This is a genomic window from Bacillus haynesii (assembly GCF_014042035.1).
Lineage (GTDB): Bacteria > Bacillota > Bacilli > Bacillales > Bacillaceae > Bacillus > Bacillus haynesii.
Map to the genome: position 1 here is coordinate 2,755,729 of NZ_CP059494.1, position 21,751 is coordinate 2,777,479.

A 21,751-nucleotide genomic window follows, 5' to 3' on the forward strand; every position below is an offset into this window, starting at 1 on the left:
TAAATACCTTAACTACTATAAATAATACCTATATATATCCATTAGTTAAAGTATTGAATTAAAAAAATCCTAAACTTTGAGTACTTAGAGTACTCTAGTTTAGGATACTATGTTTATGATTGCAGAAACATCGTGAAGGCCGATAAAATCTAGCAATGGCGACAGAAAAAAACAAAGCAATCCGGCCGCATAAGCTTTTAAAATCTCCGCTTTTTCAGGCTTAGCCGGAAGCTTTGAGCGATACACAATAAAAATCAGCCAAAACAGCGGCGCCGCAAATAATTGCCGGTACAACAGCACCGCTTCCGGCTGTGCACCTTGTTCATAAGCCCATTTGTCAAAAATGGATTTTGAAGCAAAACACATCGTTCCAAAGACCATAAAAACGACCTCGGCCGCTTTTCGAACACCGCGTTGAATATAGCCGCTCTGCTCAGCTGCACTCTTCTCTGCTCGACTCAACTCTAAACACTCGTCCTTTTTATTCGTTGATATGTTTTTTTATAAAATGGAGCAATGTGCTGCCCTGCGCCGTCAAAATCACGCCTTTTCCCGAACATTTTGGACAAGGCTTCGGCTCTTCTCTTCCGCTTCCATTGCAATTTGGACATGTCGTTTCCAAATCGTCCGTTGCAATCACCATTTACCATCACACCTCCGTTTCCGTTTAGATTATGATGCGGCCACTCCGGCCATCCTTCCTCCATGGCCACCACCTCCTTAAAAAAATGCAAAAAACCCCCGTCACAAAAGGACGAGGGTCTCGCGGTACCACCTTTATTAATCGTATAAACGATTCGCTCGGAACATACGGAAAGGGAACAGTCAGCCCTTTCGATACTCTTCTCTTGATAACGGAGAGAACATCCCGACTCCGCCTACTACCCGTTTCAGCGAAGCGATTCAGAAGCCCATTCGGCATCAGAAGGGCATCGGTTCACACCAGCCACCGACTCTCTTAAACCCCTGTTCTGACACGTACTTGCTCTTCCTCAATATCGTTTAACCGTACATGATTTGTAAAAAATATATTACTCTGAAAATTAGCGGGTGTCAAACAGCGTCAAATTCTTGTTTTTTTACGAACCTTTAATATACACACGATCAACAAGCACAAAACAAAGAGATTGAATGCTTCTATCCAATAAAAATATCCCGGGATGTCTATGATGAGAAGCGGAAGTCCCGAGCTGAGAAATACACTGGCCAATGCAGCATACAACACTTTTAGTAAGCCATTATATTTTTCTGCTTCAGATTCACGGTCTGTATAAATCACATTTGTTTGAACTTGACTCGGATCAGCCGCAAAGTAATGCCAATTTAAAAACTGTGTCACATGCTTCCAGCCTGCATCCTCGTATATATGAATATATTCTTCCTGATCCAGGTTTGATGTTGTCTTATAGTCGAGCCGATATACTGTATTGCTTGGTTTTGTCTTTTCAAATATATAGAAAAATAAAAAGAATGACTTTAACATCCATCCTTGTTTTGCCATCTCATTCAGCCAGTTCTCTTCCTTCCGGTCTTGCCAAGCAAGAAAAAAACGGAATTTTCGCTTTCTTTTTTTACTCATGACTTGTATCTCCCTCTTTTTGAAAAATAGATTGACTGATCGTCACTATTTTGGACAGACGTTTAAATTCGAGTTGAATCACCTGCCATCCTTCATTCGTTAAAATATACTGCTTTCGCCGATTATCGCCGATTTCGCCTTCCTTTCTAATCAATCCCTGCTTTTCGAGTTTGCTTAATGCACCATAAAGAGTGCCAGGCCCTAGTTTGACCTCTCCCTCGCTCATGCTCTCAACCCTTTGCATAATGCCGTAGCCATGTAATGGTTGAGTTAATGACAATAATATGTAATATGTAGCCTGCGTAAGCGGTAAATAGCTTTCCGCCGTTTTTTTCCTCACTTTTCGCACCTCATTATTAAGTATGGCGTTTTTCATTTATATATCTCATGAGCAGTACAACACCTATTAGATTGAATATGATGCTGCCGCCAAGAACTAGCCCCCACAATACACCGTTTATCCCTGATAAAATCACTAGATTTAATAAAAGAATTCCGCTCAAAACAAATAAAATCCCGGTAAGGTATGTATTCAAATCATTCGCCTCCTTATTTTATATCGTCTAACGATATATCGACTAACGATATAATAGCATATTAGACGATTCGACACAAATCAATCACAGCAATTAGCCTGCAAATCATTCGAATGTTGTCAAGATGCACCACCCCTTTCCAATGGGGATGAGCAAGAACTCCCTCAAGTGAGCGCAGGCTACTGTGCAAAAGAAGCGAAATCTAAAAAAACCGCCTAAAAGGTCATTTCACAACCTTATCAGGCGGTTTCCAGCGATTATTCCTTATTCCTGTCAGCAAACACCGTCATGGCGTCGCACATGAACTTCGCCAAGCCGGCGCCGTATTGATCGATGTTTTTCGTAAAGCGCTCGTCAGCGACATACATTTGTCCAAGGTTTTTGAAAGCTTCAAGCGAATAGCGGTGGCCGGTGTTACTGTTCAGAAAGTCGTACCATTCCTTTATAGCCGCCTGTGCTTCCTCGGAGTCGGGGGCGCCTTCTCTGAGAGCGGCAATTTTTCTATAAATGGCGTCATATTGCTGTTCCATCTTTTTTCGTTCACCTTCGGACATGGATTCGATATAGGCCTTCGATCTGTCGACGGCTTCATCTCCCCAGCGTTCCCGCGCTTCTTCCTCATACGGGTTTTGACTGAAATCAAATCCCGCGAATTTTTCCTCGTTTGTCATGTTGATTTCTCCTTTCGCATATTGAATCGTTTTATCGATTGTCGCAATCATTTGATCAAGCCGGCTTCTTTTCTCCAGCAGCGCCTTCCGATGGAGCTGAAGCGCCTCATTCCTGTCAAATGAAGGGTTCTCAAGAATGCTTTTAATCTTTTTTAAAGGGAAGTCAAGCTCTCTGAAAAACAAGATTTGCTGCAGCTTTTCCAGATCGTCATCTGAATACAGCCGATATCCGGCTTCGGTTGTCTCCGACGGAGCTAATAATCCGATTTCATCATAATGATGCAGTGTGCGCACACTGATGCCGACTAAATCGGCTACTTCCTTTACTTTCATTTTCATCCATCTGACCTCCCTTCGATATTGACTATAAAGTATCCCGCAACGTGAGGGTCAATGCGAAATTTGAAATTTTTTTCAGGAATTTTTTTATACAAACAAAAAACCCGGCAAAATTGCTTTGCCGGGTCTTTTAGAAATTGTTCAACAAGACCTCTTTGAGAAACGGATCATCCAGCCACTCGTTCAGCTGCCCCGCGGAGAATCCTTTTGATACATTGAGATCGATAAGCGTTCCGCCGGCATAGCCGAAAGAAGCCGATCTGTCCGCAATTGTGTCCGGCCCTTTTGCCAGGACATTCTTCAGCTTCTTCAGCATGTTTTGAAAGCTCTTCTCCAAGTCGCTTTTCGGGTCTTTAGCTGCTTCAATCACTCGGATGAGCTTCTCATTTCCGCCTTCAAGCTCTCCTTTTTCATCCAAACTGACATCAGCCAAAGACAGCCCGGCGATCGTTTTCAAAAACTCATTCACATGCCATTTTTCGTAAGCGTCTTTATCCAACGGCGTTCCATTTTGTTCACCGATCAGTTCCGCATGGCTCAACAGTCGCGCACCGAACCGTTTATCGCTGTCGTTTAAAACGGCTTCGATCCGGGTTCTTTTTTGTTCGTCTTCCATGCCTTCAACTGTAATCCGGTTATTTCCGTCAACATGCAATGTCAGATGTTCGCTTTCGGAAAGGGAAATTCCGTTCTCCCGCAGCGCCCCTTCGATCTGGCTGTTCAAACGCTGCCTGTCTACATAAAGATTATAGATCTCAAATTGAACGCCGTTCATTTGTGATCGTAATGACGGTGCATTTTTTTGAGCCGCTTCAGCCTGTTTGCTGATGGAGAGTGTGTCTGTTTGCCTGACGGGCATCCTCTTGGAACCTCTAGTCTTGGCCGACATCTCCGCGGCAGCAGGCTTCATCATCTGCTCGGAATAAAGCGAAAGTTTTACCCTGTCTCTAATATTCATGGGAGCTCCTTTCATGCCAATTACATCCTATTACTTTTTATATCGGCCGGGATTTGGATCTGTTTACCAGCCGTATGTTGAATCATATTGATAATTGATCTTTAGCTGCGGTGATCTCCACGTTGAACTGCTCCAAGCGAGCGAATAGTATCTCACATTCCATGTCGTTTTGACCGGAAGCGCAAGTTCAGGCTTCAGATCCGGAAACAGTGTGCCGCCTGAAACTGATGTGTGCCAAACGCCTTCTTCCTTGTTCAGAACTTCCCTGTAGGTGTGTCCGAGACTCGGAGAGATTGATCCCTCAGCGGAAACGCTTTTCACAATCGCCCCTTCGGGAATGGCCGAGACATTGGCAAGATTGATGGCGGCAACCGGAGAAAAGACTCCCTGTCCCGGGCTTGAGATGGATGACGGAGACAAATTCGCCGTATAAGCACCGCTCTTCATTCTGTCGATAAACTCAAGTCTGTAAAATCCCCATCCGTCATATGAACCGTCTTTAGACATGACGACCGCAATGTATCGGCCTGTCTCCGGAACATCCAAGCGGATAATTTCGTTTTGGTTTCCCGTTCTTTCAGAAGATCCTACTGCCGGATAGCCGTAAGCATCTTTAAATAAGTAAAGATCATAATCTGTATTTGCCGGGATGTTCTTTAGGTGAATGGCAAGCTGTTCTCCCTTTGTCGCGTAAAATTTGTAATAATCTTTATCGCTTTCGCTGTGAATCGTCGCCGAAATCGTCTTGTATTTCCACAATCCTAAATCATAAGCCTCAGCGAATGAATTGTTGGGTTCATACTCATCTTCGTAAACATTTGCCGAAGCCGAAAATGCTGGAATCGCCATCAAAAACACACTGAACACGAACAGAAAGAAACTTTTTTTCATTTGTCCTTGCCTCCCGTTTATTCATCACCATAAAGGAACTCCCTTCCTAATATCGGTAATAAAACTGGAAGTTTAATGAACATTTTATAAAATTATAGAATTTTTAACAGGTTTAATCATCCGCCGGCTCTGCCACACTGCCCACAAAAAGAATCATTCCGGATGCTTCATCAACAATCGCAAAATAAAACGGGTGGTCTGCAGTCATCGTCACTTCAGGGACGGGGGCTGATTCAATGATTTCAACCGCCGTTGCCGCGGATGCTTCTGTCCCCGCTTCATCCACTTTGATAAATGTTTTATGTCTGACTTTATTAATTTGAGCGGCGCCATGTCCGGTAAACATATTTGAAAAATCCGCACTTGTAAACACGGTTTTCATTCCAAGCCGTTTAAGCGGTTCATTTAACATGTAGTCTGTTTGAAATGAGAAGCGCGGCAGCTTGAGCTCCACCTGTTTCATCGTCCAGTCCTTCTGCAAGGCGCGCCACTGATCATACGTCATGCCAGCCAGAAGCTGTTCAAGACTTGCCGCTTTTTTCGGCAGAAAAACAGCTAATGACAGACCTTCGTCTTGAAAGGGAAGCTTGACGGCTTGAAAATGTTCGTTTTCCAGATAAGGAAAGCGGTTAGTCTGCGTCATCATGGGGTGTTTTTTTGCGGAGCCGTCCGCTGAATAAAATGGCTGTTCCGCTGTCATGTGAGGATCAAATGGCTGCTTCCAGCTTTCTTTAAAATAGACGGCATTGATGATATAGGCAATCGTATTTGGCGAGACCTTGTCAACGATCTGATCGATGCGGTCTTTCGTTTTCTTTTTGACCCAGCTGTTGATTTCCTCTGTTGCCCGATTAGGATCATTTTGAAGCTGATAGGCGTCGCCAAGGCCTTTGATCGCGTCTTGAAAACTTTCTTTCAGCTCCCTTTTGGTCCATATCGAATTAGCTGATGAAAATTCGCCGCGAGGCAGCGTTTCAAGAGAACGATTCACAGATTGTGACATCCTGTTGATCGATGCCATATCCGCCTGGTTGAGATTTAAAGTGCCGAGCAGTTCCTTTCTGCTGTCTCCCGCGGCTCCGTTTGCCGTCATCAAAAGTGCCTGCTGAATACTGTAAGGCGAGAGGAAGATGTTTTTCCGGCTCCCTTCCTCTTTTATCATGTCTTGAAACAATGCGAGCGCAAACCGCTGTTCAGCTTCAGAAAACGAGGCTTCCGTTTTTTGCGCTGATCTGCCGCGCGGGGGATCAGCCTCCTTCTGTGCACCGCATCCGGCCAGCAATAAAAGACCGGCCCATACCACCATCGCACTCCATTTCGATTTCAATTGTCAACACCTCCTAATGTTGTAGTGGGTTTAGCATTGGAAAACGTTACAAAAAACGGCAGCTGATGCAAGGAATCAGCAAAAAAGCTTATCCAATGCTGGATAAGCTTTCGGGTCAATCATTGCGCTCACTGACCTTTGACTGCCAGTTCACGCAGATCTTTTTTGACGATTTTGCCGAGCCTGTTTTTCGGAAGGCTGTCGGTAAAGACAATCTCAGGAATTTTATAGTCGGACAGGCGCTCTTTGCAATACGCGATAATGTCCTCCTTCTTGAGGCCGGAGCTTTCGTTTTTCACCACATACGCCCTTGGAACCTCGCCGTACATTTCATCCGGGACGCCGATGACGGCTGATTCAACTACTCCGGGCACTTGATCGATGATTTCCTCCACTTGGTCCGGATAAATGTTGTCGCCTCCGTAGACAATGACGTCTTTATACCGGCCGGTAATATATAAAAATCCGTCTTCATCGAGTTTGCCGGAGTCCCCCATATAGAACCAGCCGTCTTTTAGCACCTTTTGCGTGGCGGAAGGATTTTGGTAATACCCTTCAAAAACATACGGGCTTTTGACGACGACTTCTCCGACTTCTCCCCTCGGCAGCTCTTCATGTGTATCAGGGTCTTCGATCTTTATGCTGACTTGTGGAATCGGCTTGCCGGCTGAATTGACTTTATCCCAGCCCATGTCAGGCCGCCATACGCTGACCGTCCATGCTTCTGTGCTGCCATACCCCTGCACCATCAGGATTCCCAGATCATTGTACTCCTTAATCAACCGCGCCGGCACCTTGGTACCGCCGGAAACAAGCATTTTCACAGATGACAGGTCGAATGGATGTCTTTTCATTTCCTCCAGCATGTAGGTGTAGACGGAAGGAAACGCCATCATCATATGAATGCGTTTCTTCTCGATCTCCTGCAGGATTTCAAACGGTTCGGGATCCCATAAGAAATAAAGGGCAATTCCTTCAAAAGCCGCCTGAAAAACATGGTTGAGCGAGCTCATATGATAGAGCGGATGGCTTGCCAAAAAGCGCGCGCCTTTCAGCTGCTTCGATTTCACGTTTACCTCTGTCAAGTATGCGGCCAGACTGCCGTGGTTGACCATGCAGCCTTTCGGGTTTCCGGTCGTGCCCGAGGTGAACAGCATTAAAGCCAGATCATGCTCTGTCACCTGCTCAGCTTCCACCTGCAGCGGCCTGTTTTTAAATAAGCTCTCAAACTGTTCAGTCGTGTTCATTCCCGCACCCGCTTCAATCATCAGGCAGAACTGAAGCTGTTCGCGGAGCGGCGTTAGTATATCGGCAAATTCCAAGTCATAAAACATCACCTTCGGCCGGCAGTTGTTCAAGATTCCTTTTAATTCATACGATGTCAGCTGCCAGCTTAACGGCACGACTGTCGCTCCGATTTTAAGAGACGCCAGCAAAATGACAGGAAAATGATGATTATTTTTACATAAAACCGCGATGTGGTCTCCTTTTTGAACACCCTCCTCCAGCAGATAATGAGCCAGCTGGTTCACCCGTTGATGATACTCTTTGAACGTAAACGTTCGATCTCCTCCGGACAATGCTTCTAACCCATCTGACGTTTCCATATGATGATTGATTAATTGCTGAAGTGTACTCAAAATTTTCATCTCCAAATTTTCATTGTTTCTCACAAAACCTGGTGAGATTATGTGACGCACAAATTCATTCTAAAACAAAATATATCCATTGTAAAACTATTTCATAATAGAATTATTATCTTTATGAATTGATAACAAAAGAAATTAAATGGCTCATTTTAAAATTCATAAAATCGTTTTTTGCGGAGCATTCGCTTATGATAAAATAGACCTATGTTTGTTTGGTCAGCATGAAATTGCTGATCTACTACACGATGTCGGAAATGAGGAAACCTTCATGAATCACCATCGGATTGAAGCGAATCTATTGGACCATGCTTTCACGAAATATTTGCGGTCTTCAAAGAAATTAGACGAAGAAACGATTCCGAAAAGTATCACGAGCGGCAAAGGGTTTATTTTGCGAATCATTTACAGACACGGAACATGTACGATAAAGGAGATTTTACAGGAAGTCGCCCTGTCTCCATCAGCAACGACAACGGCTCTGAACCATTTGGAGAAAGAGGGTCTTGTGATCAGATCGAGAAATAACGATGACCGGCGCACCGTCTGGATCGAACTGTCGCAAGAAGGAACGAAGATCGCCGCACAAATGGTGGAGAACCGACAGGCCTTGATCGACAAGCTCTTTGGTAAATTGTCGGAAGAAGAGAAAAAGGCTTTTTTTGCTGTGATTGAAAAAATTATGATGTAAAACGGGCCGTCGATTGATATCGACAGCCCTTTTTTTATTGTCTGACGCCAAGCGCGTCCAGCGCCATCTTCAAGTGCTCTTCTTGTTTTGTCTGCAGGGCGAACATGCCGATTTCGATGCCGTAGGCGGCCTGCAATTCTGTAATATGCTCTTTCATCCGCGGCCAGACGCGGCCCCCTTCTTCTTCATAATAGGCGATGAGCCGGGCGGTTTCGGCTCCTCCTAAAATCGTCTCGTATAAAAGAAAGTCTTTTGCCGGATCGGCGATTTTTGCTTCCGTCCAATCCAACAGTCCAATTATGCTCTGATGCTGGTCAATCAAAATATGCGGAGGATGCAAGTCGCCGTGGATAAACGCGGTATATTCAGGCCAATACGAGTCGTCAGACAGCCACTTTTGCCATCTTTCCCAGAGCTCGCCGCTGACCCCGAGCTCTCTTTTGATCCACTCCATCTGATCTGCTTTTGATTGCCTGACGTCATCCGGATTCATCACATGCATGCCCGCTTCTTCTGCTGCCTTATGATCGATGCTGTGCAATAGCACGAGCGTTTTCGCCAATGACTTGACAAAGGCTTCAGCCGGGGGCTCATGATCCATGTTCCATACGTAATTCTTAATCTCCATGTCAATGACTGCGGCAGGAACCCCTGGAAGCTTCGGGTATGCAATCAGTTCGGGGGTATGAATGCGCCAATCCGGAACAGCAGCGGGAAGGCGGTTTTGCAGCAGCTTCAGCACTTTCCCTTCATACACTGCCCTTTCAATCACATCGTCGCGCCGCGGTTTTCTCAAGACCCATCTCTTACCTGCTTCATCTTCGGCAAAAACGACTTGAAAATCCATGCCGGACTCGTTGATTTCCGCATGCTTTCGTTTCAGCCGAAGGCCGTGTTTTTCGGCAAGTTTTAATGTATGTTCAATTTGCCCATTTACAGTTGCCATATACGATCTTCCCCTTTACTGAAGGTTTTTAATAAAAAAAGCACAGGTCGTCTGCCTGTGCTGGAAAGTAAACGGAAAAAAGATATGTCAAATAAACTGAAGGCAAACTTCAGATCATCTATTTTTAAAGGCAAAAAGAGGCGCTGGAATCCGCGCCTCTCCCTCAATTATTGCATAAGGGTCCCCTAAAAACAGGCAGACTAATCCCGATTACTCTGCACACGGGCAGAGACTTTGTTCACAATTTAGTTAGCGAGGACAAAGTTCAATCGGAATCTGATGTATGCCATTTGGGAAATCCCTCCGTTCATCAAAGTTAGCCTTATTTTAACAAGTTTTGGAATGACCCGCAATGTAAAATTCAATTTTTCAGAAAATCATCCTGATAAAGGAAATTCGCTTATCGAAGCAGAAAAAAGGGTTACGTTCCTGCCTTTTAAACTAATAATTCACACCCGTTCGGCGCTTTAATTCTCTTAGCCAAGCCGTATCCCCGGTTCCATAGCTCTTCTTTTGCCCTGTATCCCGCAAAGACCCGTTGCTGTAGTCAATAGATAAGATAAAATCCGGAACAGAATCATATCCGGCTTCCGCAAGCCTGTTCAGCTCTGCTCCATAATGAGCGATTGCGAAATGGGCCGTTTTCTTTTGGACGGGGTCCTTCTCCAGCTCTTCTTTATACACATCTAACAAATCACGGCCATCAGGTGTTACATATCGGCCATCAACCACTTTCAAGTCATTCAGGTAATACCCTGTCACCTCATATATCTCGCGAACCGTCTGATATTTTTGGTGCGCTTCTTTGGAATATTGGGCTGAATCGCTGCTCAAGCTTTTCATGATATGCAGAAATAACTGTTTGCTGTTTTCTCCTGATTGCAATATATGTTCAATTTGATGAATGAGTTGCTCATCATCTGTTCCGCTCACCTTTACTTGATAATCAATCGGTGAAATCGTAAAGGTGAGCGCCGTATCCGCTGGAATGGCAATATGATATTGATCCAGCAGCGCTTGAAGCTGTTTGTTGACTTGGCTGCGCTGATATATTTTCTCATTCTCCGTCTCTACTTCCCCATTAAAAGTCACATTTCGAAACGCGGCATCCTGCATATTATAACTTTGCGCTTTTCCTTTGAACAGCCACTCAGTTTCATTGTCATATGCAGCTTGTCTTTCTGCTGCCGACAAGTCATTTCTGAAATAAGGGGAATTGGGATTTTTGTATTTATCCTTAATATAGCCTAAAGGGTCAGGTTTCGTTTTGTTCATTGCATTTATTTTGCTGTATTTTTCATCTAAGATTTTTTTCCTGATATCACTTTCTGACTCATAGGGGTTTTGGGCATTAATCTTCGTTTCTTTCCCTGTATCTGCGACAGTTCGATCATTTGCTGCTTCGTATGCCCGCCTGAAAGCTCCGGCATGATTCACAATACTGTCCTTTGAGTAGTTCAGCTTACTCAAACTTTCCTTCGATGGTCTTCCCGCTTGGCTGCTGGCCTTCTTCGTAAGGGCAGTTATATCAGAAGAGACATTTTTTAAAGTTGTATCAGTCGCATTCCTTTTCAACATATTCTGAACCATCAGCTGTGTACGGATGTATTGACTATTGAGACGCATTGGGTACCTCTCCTCAATTCTTTCTATACTCCCTATATCGGCTTGATTATGTTTATATTAACCTTATTAAACAGTAATTTACATAGAAAGTATCCTTAGCAGTCTCATCTATCTGGATAAAAATCAAAAGGCATCCAAAAAAACGGATGCCTTTTCTTATTTCTCTTCTTCCCTGTCATTTTTATTCCGTATCCGCTCAATCACCTCATGCAGCCCCTCAGGCTTATAAAACTCCACCGGAGAGCTGCCCTTTTCAAACGAAATCGTCTCCGCTTCAATGAGCGCCACATAGCGGCCGTTTACTTTGGCGAGATGAATTGAATCTCCGAATTCGGCCAGCAGTCCTTTAATCTCGGTTTCTCCCAATTTCATTTTCAGCTCTGCCTCAGGCATGTGTTCAACGATCTGGGCGGAGGCTTCGATGACTTGATGGGTGTCGAGACGTTCCTGAATTTCCCGCTTTTCGCTCGCTTCCCAGATTTCGAGGTCGTGTTCAAACTGCTGAAGTTCTTCGCTTTTGTCTTCAAATGCTTCGTACACGTGCTCCTGCACCATGTTCATCACTTGTGACTTCATGATTTCCGGCATCGACTCGCCGTACTCGACGAATTTTAAGAAGTCTTCAAAGTAGCGGGCATGTGAGGCCTGGTGGATTTTCACTTCGCTTGCCTCTGTCATGCCTTCTTCAGGCATGTGTGGATACTGAATCGATTTCATGTTTTTCGTCGTGATCGCCATTTCGACCTTGCGGATCAGCGATGATTCATCGGCGATCGAAGCGACCTTCGGTTCAAAATCGCACTTCATGACAAAGACAAATGTATCATCGAAGTATTTGCGCGGCACGGCTGTCGCCACTAAAAAAACGCCTCCCCTGACGGCGCTCGTGTCGAGGTATGTGCGGACGAACTGTTCGCTCAGTTCATTGAATTCTTCCTTTGTCTCTGCCAGTTTTGTTTTGTGAAACAGATTGTAGTTCGGATTAGAATCAAGCTCATGCCCCGGCTCTGTGATGAAGCGGCCGATTTTCGTCGGCACCTGTTCTGACTTCGGATGGCGTTCGGCTTTCCGCTTGACGATTTTTTTCAATTCCCCGTCTAAGAAATCCTTCAGCTCGCTGTTTTCGAATTCCTCGGTATCCAGCGTCTGAAAATGTTTATATTGCTTGTTGGCCTGCTCATCCTTGCCGTCGACCTGGATGACGTAAAAAGAAATATAGCGAATTTCAAATTCCATGACATGTTCACCCGTTTTCCTTGTTGTTTCAGTTCTTCAAGTATAGGTAAATGCCGGTATTCCGTCAATTTGCACCTTCACGATATACGGAGATCTTATAACACATCTTCCTGGTCAATTTTTCGAATCGACCAAAACGCAATGGTAACCCCGACTACAGCCAATGAAATTGGAATGTAAATGATGGAAGCAAGCGAAATCTCATTGCTTTGCTGACCGATCAACGTGGTCAAGATACAGGATGTCACAATGGTGGCAGGAACTGATTGTTTGCGCATCCCAAAGTATAATGGAATAAAGCTCAGTCCTGTAGAGGAAGCAGCATAAATGAGCATACTGCCTATCTCATTTCCTATGTCATGTATCGTCAGTTTTTCCGGGCTGAATTGATAGACATCATTGAGCTGCGAGAAAATAAATGCAACAATCAGTTCGGACACGATCATTGTCAAAAAGGTCAATCCGCCAGTGAGCAGCAGTTTTGCGGCGATCAGTTTTTTTCGGCTGACCGGATATGTAAACATGACCGTGATGGTTCTGTTTTTATACTCTCCGATGATCAGTTTGGCAATCAGCACACCAGCGAATACAATAAACACAGACCTTACAAAAATCCCGATAAGCTGCAGCGTGGATTCCGCGTCAGCCATCGACATTTTTGCTTGAGGGAGGCTTTTTTCGTCTGCCCCGATCAGGCACAACATACCGAGAATGCATAGATTTGCAATCACTGCACCTTTGTAATACCACCCTAATTTTGTTTTTTTAAACTCCAAGTTAATCAAATTCAGCATTGAACTTCAACTCCGTTAGAATACATCTATTTTTTCGATACGCCTTACAGCCAAAAAGGAAAAAAACAGACCGACAGCGGCCAGAGATAAGGGAATATAAACAATTGAAGAAATAGAAAAGCCCGGGCTTGTGGAACTGATCGGCATGATGATCACGACAGACGAAATGATCGTTGCCGCAGTGGAATACTTTCTCATCCCGAAAAAGATAGGTACTAAACTCGTTCCGGCGGCGCCAAAAGCAAAAATGAGCATTTTCAAAGCCTGCTGAGAAACCGTAGAAATTGTTAATTCGCCGGGGATGACCCCATAGATTGAGTTCAGCAGAAAAAAACCAGCTGCAACGCATGCATTTGATAGCAATATCGTGATGAAGGTCAGCCCGCCTGCGATCAGCAGTTTAGCGGCCAGCAGTTTTTTTCGGTTGATCGGGTACGTAAACATCACAAGTATTGTCTTGTTTTTAAACTCTGAAATCACTAATTTTGAGATCAGCACAGCGCCGAACACGATAAAAACCGCTCTGACGAAAGTGCCGATCACAAGAAATGTTTCATCAATCGTTTGGAATGTATCCTTGCCTTCTGTGAAGGTCACCATCCACAGAAAACCGAGAATGATGAAAGTGGCAAAGACGGCTCCGCGTACATACCAGCCCAGCTTCAGCTTTTTCATTTCGATTCTCATCAAATTCAGCAAATTTCTCCGCCTCCTTATGCGTTGACCGCATTGCCGTTGATTAAGCTGAGGAAGTAGTCCTCAAGCGAAGTATGCTTTTTATTCATGGATTCAATTTCTACATCATTCAAAATCAGAGCTTTAGAAATGGCTGTTTGAGAAGCTTCGGCATCATAAATTCGGATCGTTTTATCATTTAGTATTTTAAAATTAGCAATCTGCAGCTCATGTTCAAGCACAAAGCAAGCATGCAATTGGTTCGGCGTCACGAGTTCAATGTACTCTGTGTTCCGGCCCCTTACGCTTTCCATCGATACTTCTTCAACAAGCCTGCCGTCCCGAATCACTCCGATTGTATCTGCAATTTGCTCTACTTCGTTCAGGATATGGCTTGAGATGAGCAATGTCATGCCATACTCTTTGCTCAATACTTGAAATAAGTTTCTGATTTCTTTAATTCCGATGGGATCAAGGCCATTAATCGGCTCATCCAAGATGAGCAAGTCGGGTTTGGTGAGAATGGCACGCGCGATTCCAAGACGCTGCTTCATACCGAGGGAAAATGTTTTGACAGGTTTGCTGTCGATATTTTTTAAATTCACCATGTCCAGCACTTCTTGAATCTTCGCTTTATTGTGATATCCCATATACTCACAGTGCAGATTTAAATTTTCATTGGCTGTCAGATTTTCATAAAAAATCGGGTATTCGATCATGCTGCCTATTTTGCCGAGAATCTCGTAAGATTGATTTGTCAGCTTATGCCCAAGAATATTGATTTCCCCGCTTGTCGGTTTTACGAGGCTCGTCAGCATCTTCATGACGGTCGTTTTCCCGGCTCCGTTCGGGCCGAGAAAACCGTATATTTCTCCCTTTCGTATATGCATGCTTACATTTGACACAACTTCTTGACCTTTGAATGTCTTGGTAAGCCCGCTTGTTTGTACGATGTAAGTCAACTCTGTTTCCCCTTTCCTTTCTCTGCTATACGTCTATTGTAGCGATGGACGCTGTCTTTTTTATTTCTTGTTTCTTAAGAAATTCTTACGTTTGCTAATAGGTCATTCGTTTTAACGTGATGGAAAACGCCGTCCGTTCATACGGCTTGCTTTGGAGAGAGATGACCCCTCCCATTTTCTCAATGAGCCTTTTTGTAATTGTTAAGCCGAGCCCGCTTCCCTGGAACGCTTTATTTCTCGATTCCTCAAGGGTGTACAGCCTTTCGAACACCCGCTGCTGATCATACTCACCAATCCCTTTCCCACGGTCCCATACCGTAATGACAATCCGCGTGTCATCATATGTAAGGGACAATCCGATCAGCTTTCCATCTGCACCATATTGAATCGCGTTTGATAAAAGGTTTTGCAGAACCCGGTCAAGCGCTTCTTCATTTCCATGTGCATAAACAGGGGTATCCGGGATGTCGATGACAGCTTTAAAACCTTTTGCCTGAACAGCGTCATAGTGTTGGAGAATGTTTTTTCTGCATATTTCGTTGATATGTATTTTAGTGAGCAGTATTTGCTTATCTTCTGATTCGAGCTTGGCCAAGTCGAAGAAAGAATTCATCAGCTGAATGATTTCGCCTGTTTTTTGATAAAGTTTTTCCAGCAGCCTTTCACGCTCTTCTTCCGCCATGTCCGAGTCATTTTGAATCGCCTCGATATATCCGAGCACGACGGTCAGCGGAGTTTTCAGATCATGGGACATATTGGTCAGCATTCGTTTCATTGACTGCTCCGTTTTTGCAAAACGGGCTGTTATGCGCTGACGCTCCTCAACAAACAGGTTCATTTGCACGAGCAGATCCCGCAGTACTTTATCAGCCGTTCCTAATAAAATTTGATCAGCCGCCTGCTCATTTAGCATCACATTGAGCTTTTCCGTGATGTACTTCAAGTTTTGGTCCCGCTGTTTTTTCATTTTATATTGAACGATATTGAGAGACGCCAAAAATATCAGCATGCCAATCCATAACATTGTCATCCTAAAACTCTCCTAATTTATAGCCGATGCCCCAAAGCGTTTTAATATATTGCGGGGAGGAAGGATCATCCTCTATCTTTTCCCTCAAGCGCCTCATATGAACGTTAATAATATTTTGATCGCCAAAATAATCATCATTCCAAACCGAACGATAGATTTGTTCTTTTGTAAACACTTTTTTAGGGTTTGTCACAAACAAAGTCAGCATTTTCCATTCCGTCGATGTCAGCTGAAGCGGTTCACCATTTTTTTGTACGGATACATTTTCTATATCAACCGTAAGCTCGTGAACACGTACTATTTTTTGATTTGCCGGCTCACTGGCGGAATATTGTGTTGCGCGCCGAATGGCGGCTTTTATTCTTGCGGTCAGTTCGATCATCGAAAACGGCTTGGCAATATAATCATCCGCACCAAAGCCCAGCCCCAGCGCTTTATCGACATCCCCGTCTTTTGCGGAAATCATTAAAACCGGAACTTTGCTCTGTTCACGGATCATTTTCAGAAAATCCATTCCATTCAGCTTAGGGAGCATGATGTCGAGCAGAATCGCATCATAATTGCCTTGCTGAAACAAGCGAACGCCCTCTTCTCCGTCAAAAGCAAGCACGACCTCAAATCCTTCTTTTGTTAAATAATGATCGACGATTTCACTGATCGAATGATCATCTTCAATAAGCAATATGCGCTGCATCTTGTTCACCCATCCTTTTCAACATAAAAACACACGTGCAATTACATTCATTGTAATTGAAAAATGTGTGTTTTTTATAAAAATTAATTTATATTTCTAGTTGAATCCTCTTATAGCTTCCGGATCTTTTGAGCGATACCAATCTACTTTCCCACTAACACGGATCAAGTCACAGGCGCGGGGTTGAATAAACACAAGTCATTGGAACAAAAAGATGACCTCTGATGTCAGAGGTCATCTTTTATTGATCAAGGGGCTTATTCTTTTTATAGTAAAGCGTCACGTTTTGTTTCCGTAAAGTTTCAATAATGTCATGATAACTGTTTGCAAACTGCTCGTTGTCTGATTTCATCCGGGTGATGACGGTTTTTCGGTTTTCACTTTTGTGATCCAATTCTTCTTTAATTTTCGTGATCATCATGCCTTTTTGCCCTTCGATTTCGCTTTTTAGCACTTTATCAAATTCTTTCAGTTCTTTTAAAACGCTTTTTAGCGGCGCGTTCAGCCGGGCCGCTTTATCCTTTGCTGAAATACTGCTTAAAAACATATATGTCGCTGAAACTGTTTCAGTTTCCTCCAATAACGGTTTTACCATCTTAATATCCCCCCTATGCCTTAAAATCAAATAATGCCGAAATTTCCTCGTCCTCATCAAACAATTTCTCAATACTTGAGCGGATATCTTTCACAAATCTCTTTTTGCTGGAGGTTTGTTTTTTTAATTCGCTGACGACGCCGTCGCACTGAGGAAGCGGGGCCGTGTGGTACGAGTCGTGGACGACGATTTTATTCAGCTTTCCGCTTGATCCGACGAAGCCTGAGGCAAGTTTAAATTGAAGGTCGAATTGGTAGCGGGAGGGATTGGCCTCCATTTCATGAATGGCTTTTGTCAACTCAGTTTTTTTAGTTGCGAAATGATCGTGGATTTCATGGTGGAAAACACGTTGGTAGCGGTCAATTTCATCCTCAATCTTCGAAATGGCGGCCATCCCCGTCTGGTAAATCCTGACGGCAGATGACAGGTTGACCTTTATCTCTTTTCCATCCTTGCCTTTCTTTGAAAAATAGATGTCTCCGCCTTTGTAGCTGATGCCTTTCTTTTTGGATAAAGCGTTTAAAAGCGGGGTGATGCTGTGGCCATCGCCAATAAGATTGAGAAGGTCTTTTGTATCTTGATCCAGTTTGCCCAAAGCTTCTTCCAATGCTTTATAAGTTAAATAAAATTCGATTAAATTTTTCATTAGTGATTGAGAAAGTTGACCATTACTTAGGGTGAATATGACAGTCTTCCAGTCGACAAGAAATTTGATCTTCTCATATAAAACGTCCAGTCTTCCAGTCAGCCGCTCTACTTCGGCAATGTCTTTTTGGATGGTCTTCTTTTTCGCTTCGTCAATATAACCATTTGCCTCAAGTTGATTGAGAACTGGACCACTGTAGGCCTTGACTTTTGCAAAAAACTCTTTGAACTCTGGCAGTTTTTTATCAAGTGCACCCACCATATTCGAGAGGCGGATCGGATGTTTCAAGCAATATGCTATTTGCTGAGCTGTACCCTCTTCATTCATTATTCTGTTTAAAAAATCCATATCTACGCCGATTGCTTCCATAGCAAAACCCTGAATGCCGCCCTTTCGATAATCAGCAGCATATTTCTGAAAGTACCCTTTCAGTTTCCTCACATCTTCATCAGGAATATGATCGATGACACTTCGGAATCCTTTTATATCCGGGTGTGTGTTCGTCATCTTCACATCGCCGAACGTAATAAAATCAGCCTTCCCGCTGACACCGTAGAGCGGATCGTCACTGGAGATGCGCTGGGTGATGTTGGCTGTGACGCCTTTGTCGTTGTAGTATTTGATGATGGCTTTTTTGAGTTTGTCTTTTGGGATTGTTGATAAATCGTTTACTTGATACTTCTTTCTTAGTTCCCTTGCCATTTTCTTATCAATCAACAATAAATGATCTACACTTATTTGGGCCCCATTCACACCATAAACTTCATCAAATTCACCATTTACTAACTGCACTAAAACTTGGTTATTGTTTGCGAGAGAATGGCCCATAGCATAAGTTTTTAACTCTTTAGAGTTACCGACTTTTCTCTTGGAGGCCCTTGAAAATTCCCTTGTAGCCTTATATTGTCTGTTATCCATTCCCAAAAACAATCCAAAGAAATTATATTTCCAATCTTCATTATCGGCGCTACCCTCGGAAATAATGTGGAGCTGATCGATATGTTTTGTCTTATCCTTTATATGAATAGCTGTTCCATCATAGCCTGATTGACTGATTGTTTTATCCTTACTATGTTCTAGAATTTCTTTTGACGTAAAAATCTCAATATTTTCTGGAAGTTCATGATTTGTTTCCTCTTTATAAATTCTGCGAACATCTGCCTCAAAATTGTCTTTAGCTTTTTTCACTTCATTTGGATTATTTGAAGCAAACCTATTTTTATAGCTGTATTCCAAGTTTATAATACGAAGTTTCACATTCTCATTTTCAAATATATTTTTAGTTGCCATCCTATTTCTCCTTATCAGTTAAAAATACGATGGATTTGACTAACTTCTTAGCTTTCTTTTCAGCAGAATCAACATCAAATGAACAAGGTTTAGAACTCTTTAGACAAGTAAAGTCAAATGTAAATTGTATACCAACATAATTCTGTTTATTTACATAACCAATATATGAATGAGTCTCATTATTTTTTTGATTTGTATCGTCGTGAACAGTTTTCATATACGCAAAATAAATATCCTTATCTTTTTCCTCGAACTTTTCAAATTGTCCTTTATATCCATTTTCCTCCCTCACTTGTTCTAACATTTCATTTGGATTATTGATAAAAGATTGATTTAGGTAATATTCTACAAAAGCATTAAGAGAAACATTCGTTTTTTCATCGTAGCTATAAAAAGAGAATATCTCTTCATCTTTTCCGAGAGAGGATAAATTGTCATCATACTTCCCATCCTCCGGAAACAACATCGTAAACCCTTTCAGCTTAGACTCAAGCAGATAATAGCCGGGCTCGATTTCCTTTGTTGATGCCATGTATTCTCTAGTTTTCTCATCCTGGAATGCCGGGACTTGCGGCAGGTTTTTCGGATCCATGTCTTTCGGTTTGACCGCTTCTTCTTGATTGCCGTTCTTGCCGTTTTGACTGTCGTTCATACTGCATCCTCCTGTAAAGACTAGTATTATAGAAAAACACAATATCATCATCTTTTTCATTTTATTAAACCTCCAAGGGCTTTTAAGTTAAGCTGCAAGCACTTCGTTTTGATGCGAATGACCTGCTTGAAAATGATCCTTTTTTATGTTACATCATGGAATAAATTAGATAAATAGGAAATATGAATCACAAGCACCGCAAACTGTATGCCAGCCCTCTGAAAAAACAGGCAGTATGGTTGATGCGCCAAGGTTTCGAAAGGTATTGCGGTTTAGTTTTTCAAAGAGGAAATATGAAAAAAGCACCACTTTGTAATTTTTGTTAAATGTGAGTTCACAAGTAAAAAAGCACCTATTTTAAGGTGCTTTCCAATCAAGTCACAGGCGCCGGGTTGAATAAACACAAGTCATTGGAGAGTCCCCAATGTTCCGCCCATGTTTTCCTTCCGCTTGCAACGTCAAGTATCGTCCGGAAGATTTCCCAGCCGACTTCCTCTATTGAAGCTTCGCCTGTTGCAATCCGTCCGGCATTGACGTCAATCAAATCGTGCCAATCTTCTGATAACGATTGCCGGGTCGCCACTTTCAAAACCGGAGCCATCACAAGGCCATACGGTGTTCCCCTTCCGGTTGTAAATACCTGCAAATGCATGCCCGAGGCCAATTGCAGGGTGCCGCATACGAAATCGCTTGCAGGTGTCGCCGCAAAAATGAGGCCCTTCTGGACAGCCCTCTCACCAGGCGCAAGTACGGCACTGATCGGGCTGCTTCCCGATTTCGCGATCGATCCGAGCGATTTCTCGACCACGTTTGCCAGTCCGCCCTTTTTGTTTCCTGGCGACGGATTGGCGCTTCGGTCTGATTCGCCTCTTTCCAAATAGCGGTCATACCAAGCCATTTCCCGAATCAGGGCGCGGCCGACTTCTTCATTGACAGCGCGCGGTGTTAAGAGATGAACGGCATCGCGGACCTCGGTGACTTCCGAAAATAAAACCGTGGCCCCTGCCCGAACGAATAAGTCAGCCGCATATCCCGCCGCAGGGTTTGCGGTCACCCCTGAAAAGGCGTCGCTGCCTCCGCACTGAAGGCCGATCACCAGGTCTGAAACGGGACATGTCGTCCGCTTCCGTTCATTCAGCCTTTTTAAGCGCTCTTCGGCCATTTCCATAATCGATTGAATCATTTGCTGAAACCCTTGCCGTTCCTGCAATGAAAGAATATTTTCAGCGTCTCCTTCCGGCTCTATCCTCGTCGGAAGGAGCTTCTCGCAGCCGAGTCCGATCACCATCGCTTCGCCGCCGAAATTAGGGTGCCTGGCGATATTTTGAATTGTTCGGATCGGGATTCTGGCTTCCGGCGCATTAATCGCCACACCGCAGCCGTACTGATGATTTAATGCAGCGACACCATCAACATTCGGATATTTTGGGAGCAGTTCCTCTTTAATTCGTTTAACTGCGAAATCGAGAACGCCTGCGACGCATTGCACGCTTGTCATGATGCCCAGCACGTTTCTCGTGCCGACGCTCCCGTCTTCATTCCGGTATCCTTCAAATGTGTACCCTTCAAGAGGGGGAGCGGGTTTTGGAACTTTGTTGGCGATGGGCAGTTCATCGAGCGGCGGAGCATCCGGAAGCATGATATGCGACTCGGAAATCCACCCGCCTTTTTCGATTGGTTTGACGGCATAGCCGATGACTTCACCGTAGCGAATAACTTCTCCGCCCTGTGTAATGTTCGTTAAAGCCACTTTATGCCCTTGGGGAATGCGCTCTTGCAGTTTAAGCCCGCAAGGAAACACCGTCCCTTTCGGCAGTCCGCCGGCATTGGCGATGATTGCGGCATTGTCTTTTTCGTTCACCTTAATGTACAACGGGGTTTCAGTTTGATTGACAAGCATAAGGATTGATCAACTCCCCTTTTCGATCAGCGCCTTTCCGCGGCCCTTCTCTCGCCGCGGCACATGT

22 protein-coding genes, 1 pseudogene and 1 other annotated feature are annotated in these 21,751 nt (G+C 43.8%); of the genes and pseudogenes, 1 reads left to right on the top strand and 22 read right to left on the bottom strand.

The features are described 5' to 3' along the window. Positions 1 to 114: 114 nt before the first annotated feature. From H2R00_RS13480 to H2R00_RS13525, 10 genes and pseudogenes are all read right to left on the bottom strand, one after another. A pseudogene (locus tag H2R00_RS13480) lies at positions 115 to 462 on the bottom strand (EamA family transporter); the annotation flags it as partial. 19 nt (positions 463 to 481) lie between these two features. Continuing rightward, on the bottom strand, positions 482 to 643 hold the full coding sequence (locus H2R00_RS13485) for an anti-TRAP protein (protein WP_154999490.1): 162 nt from the start codon (positions 641 to 643) through the stop codon (positions 482 to 484). Between the two features lie 104 nt (positions 644 to 747). Continuing rightward, positions 748 to 1,005 (bottom strand) — a binding site (T-box leader). Positions 1,006 to 1,063: 58 nt separating this feature from the next. Then, positions 1,064 to 1,579 (bottom strand): DUF2812 domain-containing protein, encoded by a 516-nt coding sequence (locus tag H2R00_RS13490; protein ID WP_154999489.1) that lies wholly within the window; start codon positions 1,577 to 1,579, stop codon positions 1,064 to 1,066. Then, positions 1,572 to 1,955, bottom strand: a complete 384-nt coding sequence (locus tag H2R00_RS13495; RefSeq protein ID WP_154999488.1) for a PadR family transcriptional regulator — start codon at positions 1,953 to 1,955, stop codon at positions 1,572 to 1,574. The genes H2R00_RS13490 and H2R00_RS13495 overlap by 8 nt, the downstream gene beginning before the upstream one ends. Continuing rightward, positions 1,936 to 2,115: a hypothetical protein gene (locus H2R00_RS13500; protein ID WP_154999487.1), complete on the bottom strand. Its 180-nt coding sequence runs from the start codon at positions 2,113 to 2,115 to the stop codon at positions 1,936 to 1,938. The genes H2R00_RS13495 and H2R00_RS13500 overlap by 20 nt, the downstream gene beginning before the upstream one ends. 257 nt (positions 2,116 to 2,372) lie before the next feature. Next, positions 2,373 to 3,125: a MerR family transcriptional regulator gene (locus tag H2R00_RS13505; protein WP_182069437.1), complete on the bottom strand. Its 753-nt coding sequence runs from the start codon at positions 3,123 to 3,125 to the stop codon at positions 2,373 to 2,375. Positions 3,126 to 3,255: 130 nt separating this feature from the next. Next, complete coding sequence (locus H2R00_RS13510) at positions 3,256 to 4,083, bottom strand: DUF4885 family protein (RefSeq protein ID WP_182071084.1); 828 nt, start codon at positions 4,081 to 4,083, stop codon at positions 3,256 to 3,258. A 63-nt stretch (positions 4,084 to 4,146) separates the two neighbouring features. Further along, positions 4,147 to 4,974: a PPC domain-containing protein gene (locus H2R00_RS13515; RefSeq protein WP_182069439.1), complete on the bottom strand. Its 828-nt coding sequence runs from the start codon at positions 4,972 to 4,974 to the stop codon at positions 4,147 to 4,149. A gap of 112 nt (positions 4,975 to 5,086) precedes the next feature. Further along, entirely contained in the window at positions 5,087 to 6,301 is a 1,215-nt protein-coding gene (locus H2R00_RS13520; protein ID WP_182069441.1) for a serpin family protein, read from the bottom strand. Between the two features lie 128 nt (positions 6,302 to 6,429). Beyond that, on the bottom strand, positions 6,430 to 7,941 hold the full coding sequence (locus H2R00_RS13525) for a class I adenylate-forming enzyme family protein (RefSeq protein ID WP_234112575.1): 1,512 nt from the start codon (positions 7,939 to 7,941) through the stop codon (positions 6,430 to 6,432). A 277-nt stretch (positions 7,942 to 8,218) separates the two neighbouring features. Here H2R00_RS13525 and H2R00_RS13530 point away from each other — a divergent pair, with 277 nt between their 5' ends. After that, positions 8,219 to 8,638 carry a MarR family winged helix-turn-helix transcriptional regulator gene (locus H2R00_RS13530; RefSeq protein ID WP_154999482.1) on the top strand — a complete coding sequence of 140 codons (420 nt, stop codon included), beginning with the start codon at positions 8,219 to 8,221 and terminating at the stop codon, positions 8,636 to 8,638. A gap of 34 nt (positions 8,639 to 8,672) precedes the next feature. Here H2R00_RS13530 and H2R00_RS13535 read toward each other — a convergent pair whose 3' ends face one another. The 12 genes from H2R00_RS13535 to garD form a co-directional block, all read right to left on the bottom strand. Continuing rightward, positions 8,673 to 9,584 (bottom strand): macrolide 2'-phosphotransferase, encoded by a 912-nt coding sequence (locus H2R00_RS13535; RefSeq protein ID WP_182069445.1) that lies wholly within the window; start codon positions 9,582 to 9,584, stop codon positions 8,673 to 8,675. Between the two features lie 441 nt (positions 9,585 to 10,025). Then, positions 10,026 to 11,210 carry a DUF4885 domain-containing protein gene (locus tag H2R00_RS13540; protein WP_182069447.1) on the bottom strand — a complete coding sequence of 395 codons (1,185 nt, stop codon included), beginning with the start codon at positions 11,208 to 11,210 and terminating at the stop codon, positions 10,026 to 10,028. A 156-nt stretch (positions 11,211 to 11,366) separates the two neighbouring features. Next, positions 11,367 to 12,446 carry a DUF3900 domain-containing protein gene (locus H2R00_RS13545; protein WP_182069449.1) on the bottom strand — a complete coding sequence of 360 codons (1,080 nt, stop codon included), beginning with the start codon at positions 12,444 to 12,446 and terminating at the stop codon, positions 11,367 to 11,369. A gap of 95 nt (positions 12,447 to 12,541) precedes the next feature. Further along, positions 12,542 to 13,240, bottom strand: coding sequence for an ABC transporter permease (locus H2R00_RS13550; RefSeq protein ID WP_182069451.1), 699 nt, complete (start codon positions 13,238 to 13,240; stop codon positions 12,542 to 12,544). Between the two features lie 15 nt (positions 13,241 to 13,255). Beyond that, on the bottom strand, positions 13,256 to 13,939 hold the full coding sequence (locus H2R00_RS13555; protein ID WP_411802175.1) for an ABC transporter permease: 684 nt from the start codon (positions 13,937 to 13,939) through the stop codon (positions 13,256 to 13,258). Positions 13,940 to 13,953: 14 nt separating this feature from the next. Next, complete coding sequence (locus H2R00_RS13560) at positions 13,954 to 14,877, bottom strand: ABC transporter ATP-binding protein (RefSeq protein ID WP_154999477.1); 924 nt, start codon at positions 14,875 to 14,877, stop codon at positions 13,954 to 13,956. Positions 14,878 to 14,971: 94 nt separating this feature from the next. Further along, the gene (locus H2R00_RS13565; RefSeq protein WP_154999476.1) at positions 14,972 to 15,907 is read right to left on the bottom strand and encodes a HAMP domain-containing histidine kinase; all 936 of its coding nucleotides are present in this window, start codon (positions 15,905 to 15,907) and stop codon (positions 14,972 to 14,974) included. Between the two features lies 1 nt (position 15,908). Beyond that, positions 15,909 to 16,589, bottom strand: coding sequence for a response regulator transcription factor (locus H2R00_RS13570; protein ID WP_182071085.1), 681 nt, complete (start codon positions 16,587 to 16,589; stop codon positions 15,909 to 15,911). A 253-nt stretch (positions 16,590 to 16,842) separates the two neighbouring features. Then, a complete protein-coding gene (locus tag H2R00_RS13575) occupies positions 16,843 to 17,196 on the bottom strand; it encodes a hypothetical protein (RefSeq protein ID WP_154999475.1) in 354 nt (117 codons plus the stop codon). Positions 17,197 to 17,209: 13 nt separating this feature from the next. Beyond that, positions 17,210 to 19,132: a DUF6792 domain-containing protein gene (locus H2R00_RS13580; protein WP_182069453.1), complete on the bottom strand. Its 1,923-nt coding sequence runs from the start codon at positions 19,130 to 19,132 to the stop codon at positions 17,210 to 17,212. Position 19,133: 1 nt separating this feature from the next. Continuing rightward, on the bottom strand, positions 19,134 to 19,844 hold the full coding sequence (locus H2R00_RS13585; RefSeq protein ID WP_182069455.1) for a lipoprotein YvcA: 711 nt from the start codon (positions 19,842 to 19,844) through the stop codon (positions 19,134 to 19,136). A 313-nt stretch (positions 19,845 to 20,157) separates the two neighbouring features. Then, entirely contained in the window at positions 20,158 to 21,684 is a 1,527-nt protein-coding gene (gene garD / locus H2R00_RS13590; RefSeq protein ID WP_412095331.1) for a galactarate dehydratase, read from the bottom strand. Positions 21,685 to 21,751: the final 67 nt, after the last annotated feature.

Coding starts and splice junctions, on each gene's coding strand:
- H2R00_RS13485 (WP_154999490.1), bottom strand. CDS start 643: ATGGTGATTGCAACGGACGATTTGGAAACGACATGTCCAAATTGCAAT.
- H2R00_RS13490 (WP_154999489.1), bottom strand. CDS start 1,579: ATGAGTAAAAAAAGAAAGCGAAAATTCCGTTTTTTTCTTGCTTGGCAA.
- H2R00_RS13495 (WP_154999488.1), bottom strand. CDS start 1,955: ATGAAAAACGCCATACTTAATAATGAGGTGCGAAAAGTGAGGAAAAAA.
- H2R00_RS13505 (WP_182069437.1), bottom strand. CDS start 3,125: ATGAAAATGAAAGTAAAGGAAGTAGCCGATTTAGTCGGCATCAGTGTG.
- H2R00_RS13510 (WP_182071084.1), bottom strand. CDS start 4,083: ATGAATATTAGAGACAGGGTAAAACTTTCGCTTTATTCCGAGCAGATG.
- H2R00_RS13515 (WP_182069439.1), bottom strand. CDS start 4,974: ATGAAAAAAAGTTTCTTTCTGTTCGTGTTCAGTGTGTTTTTGATGGCG.
- H2R00_RS13530 (WP_154999482.1), top strand. CDS start 8,219: ATGAATCACCATCGGATTGAAGCGAATCTATTGGACCATGCTTTCACG.
- H2R00_RS13535 (WP_182069445.1), bottom strand. CDS start 9,584: ATGGCAACTGTAAATGGGCAAATTGAACATACATTAAAACTTGCCGAA.
- H2R00_RS13540 (WP_182069447.1), bottom strand. CDS start 11,210: ATGCGTCTCAATAGTCAATACATCCGTACACAGCTGATGGTTCAGAAT.
- H2R00_RS13545 (WP_182069449.1), bottom strand. CDS start 12,446: ATGGAATTTGAAATTCGCTATATTTCTTTTTACGTCATCCAGGTCGAC.
- H2R00_RS13550 (WP_182069451.1), bottom strand. CDS start 13,240: ATGCTGAATTTGATTAACTTGGAGTTTAAAAAAACAAAATTAGGGTGG.
- H2R00_RS13565 (WP_154999476.1), bottom strand. CDS start 15,907: ATGACAATGTTATGGATTGGCATGCTGATATTTTTGGCGTCTCTCAAT.
- H2R00_RS13575 (WP_154999475.1), bottom strand. CDS start 17,196: ATGGTAAAACCGTTATTGGAGGAAACTGAAACAGTTTCAGCGACATAT.
- H2R00_RS13580 (WP_182069453.1), bottom strand. CDS start 19,132: ATGGCAACTAAAAATATATTTGAAAATGAGAATGTGAAACTTCGTATT.
- H2R00_RS13585 (WP_182069455.1), bottom strand. CDS start 19,844: ATGAAAAAGATGATGATATTGTGTTTTTCTATAATACTAGTCTTTACA.
- garD (WP_412095331.1), bottom strand. CDS start 21,684: ATGCTTGTCAATCAAACTGAAACCCCGTTGTACATTAAGGTGAACGAA.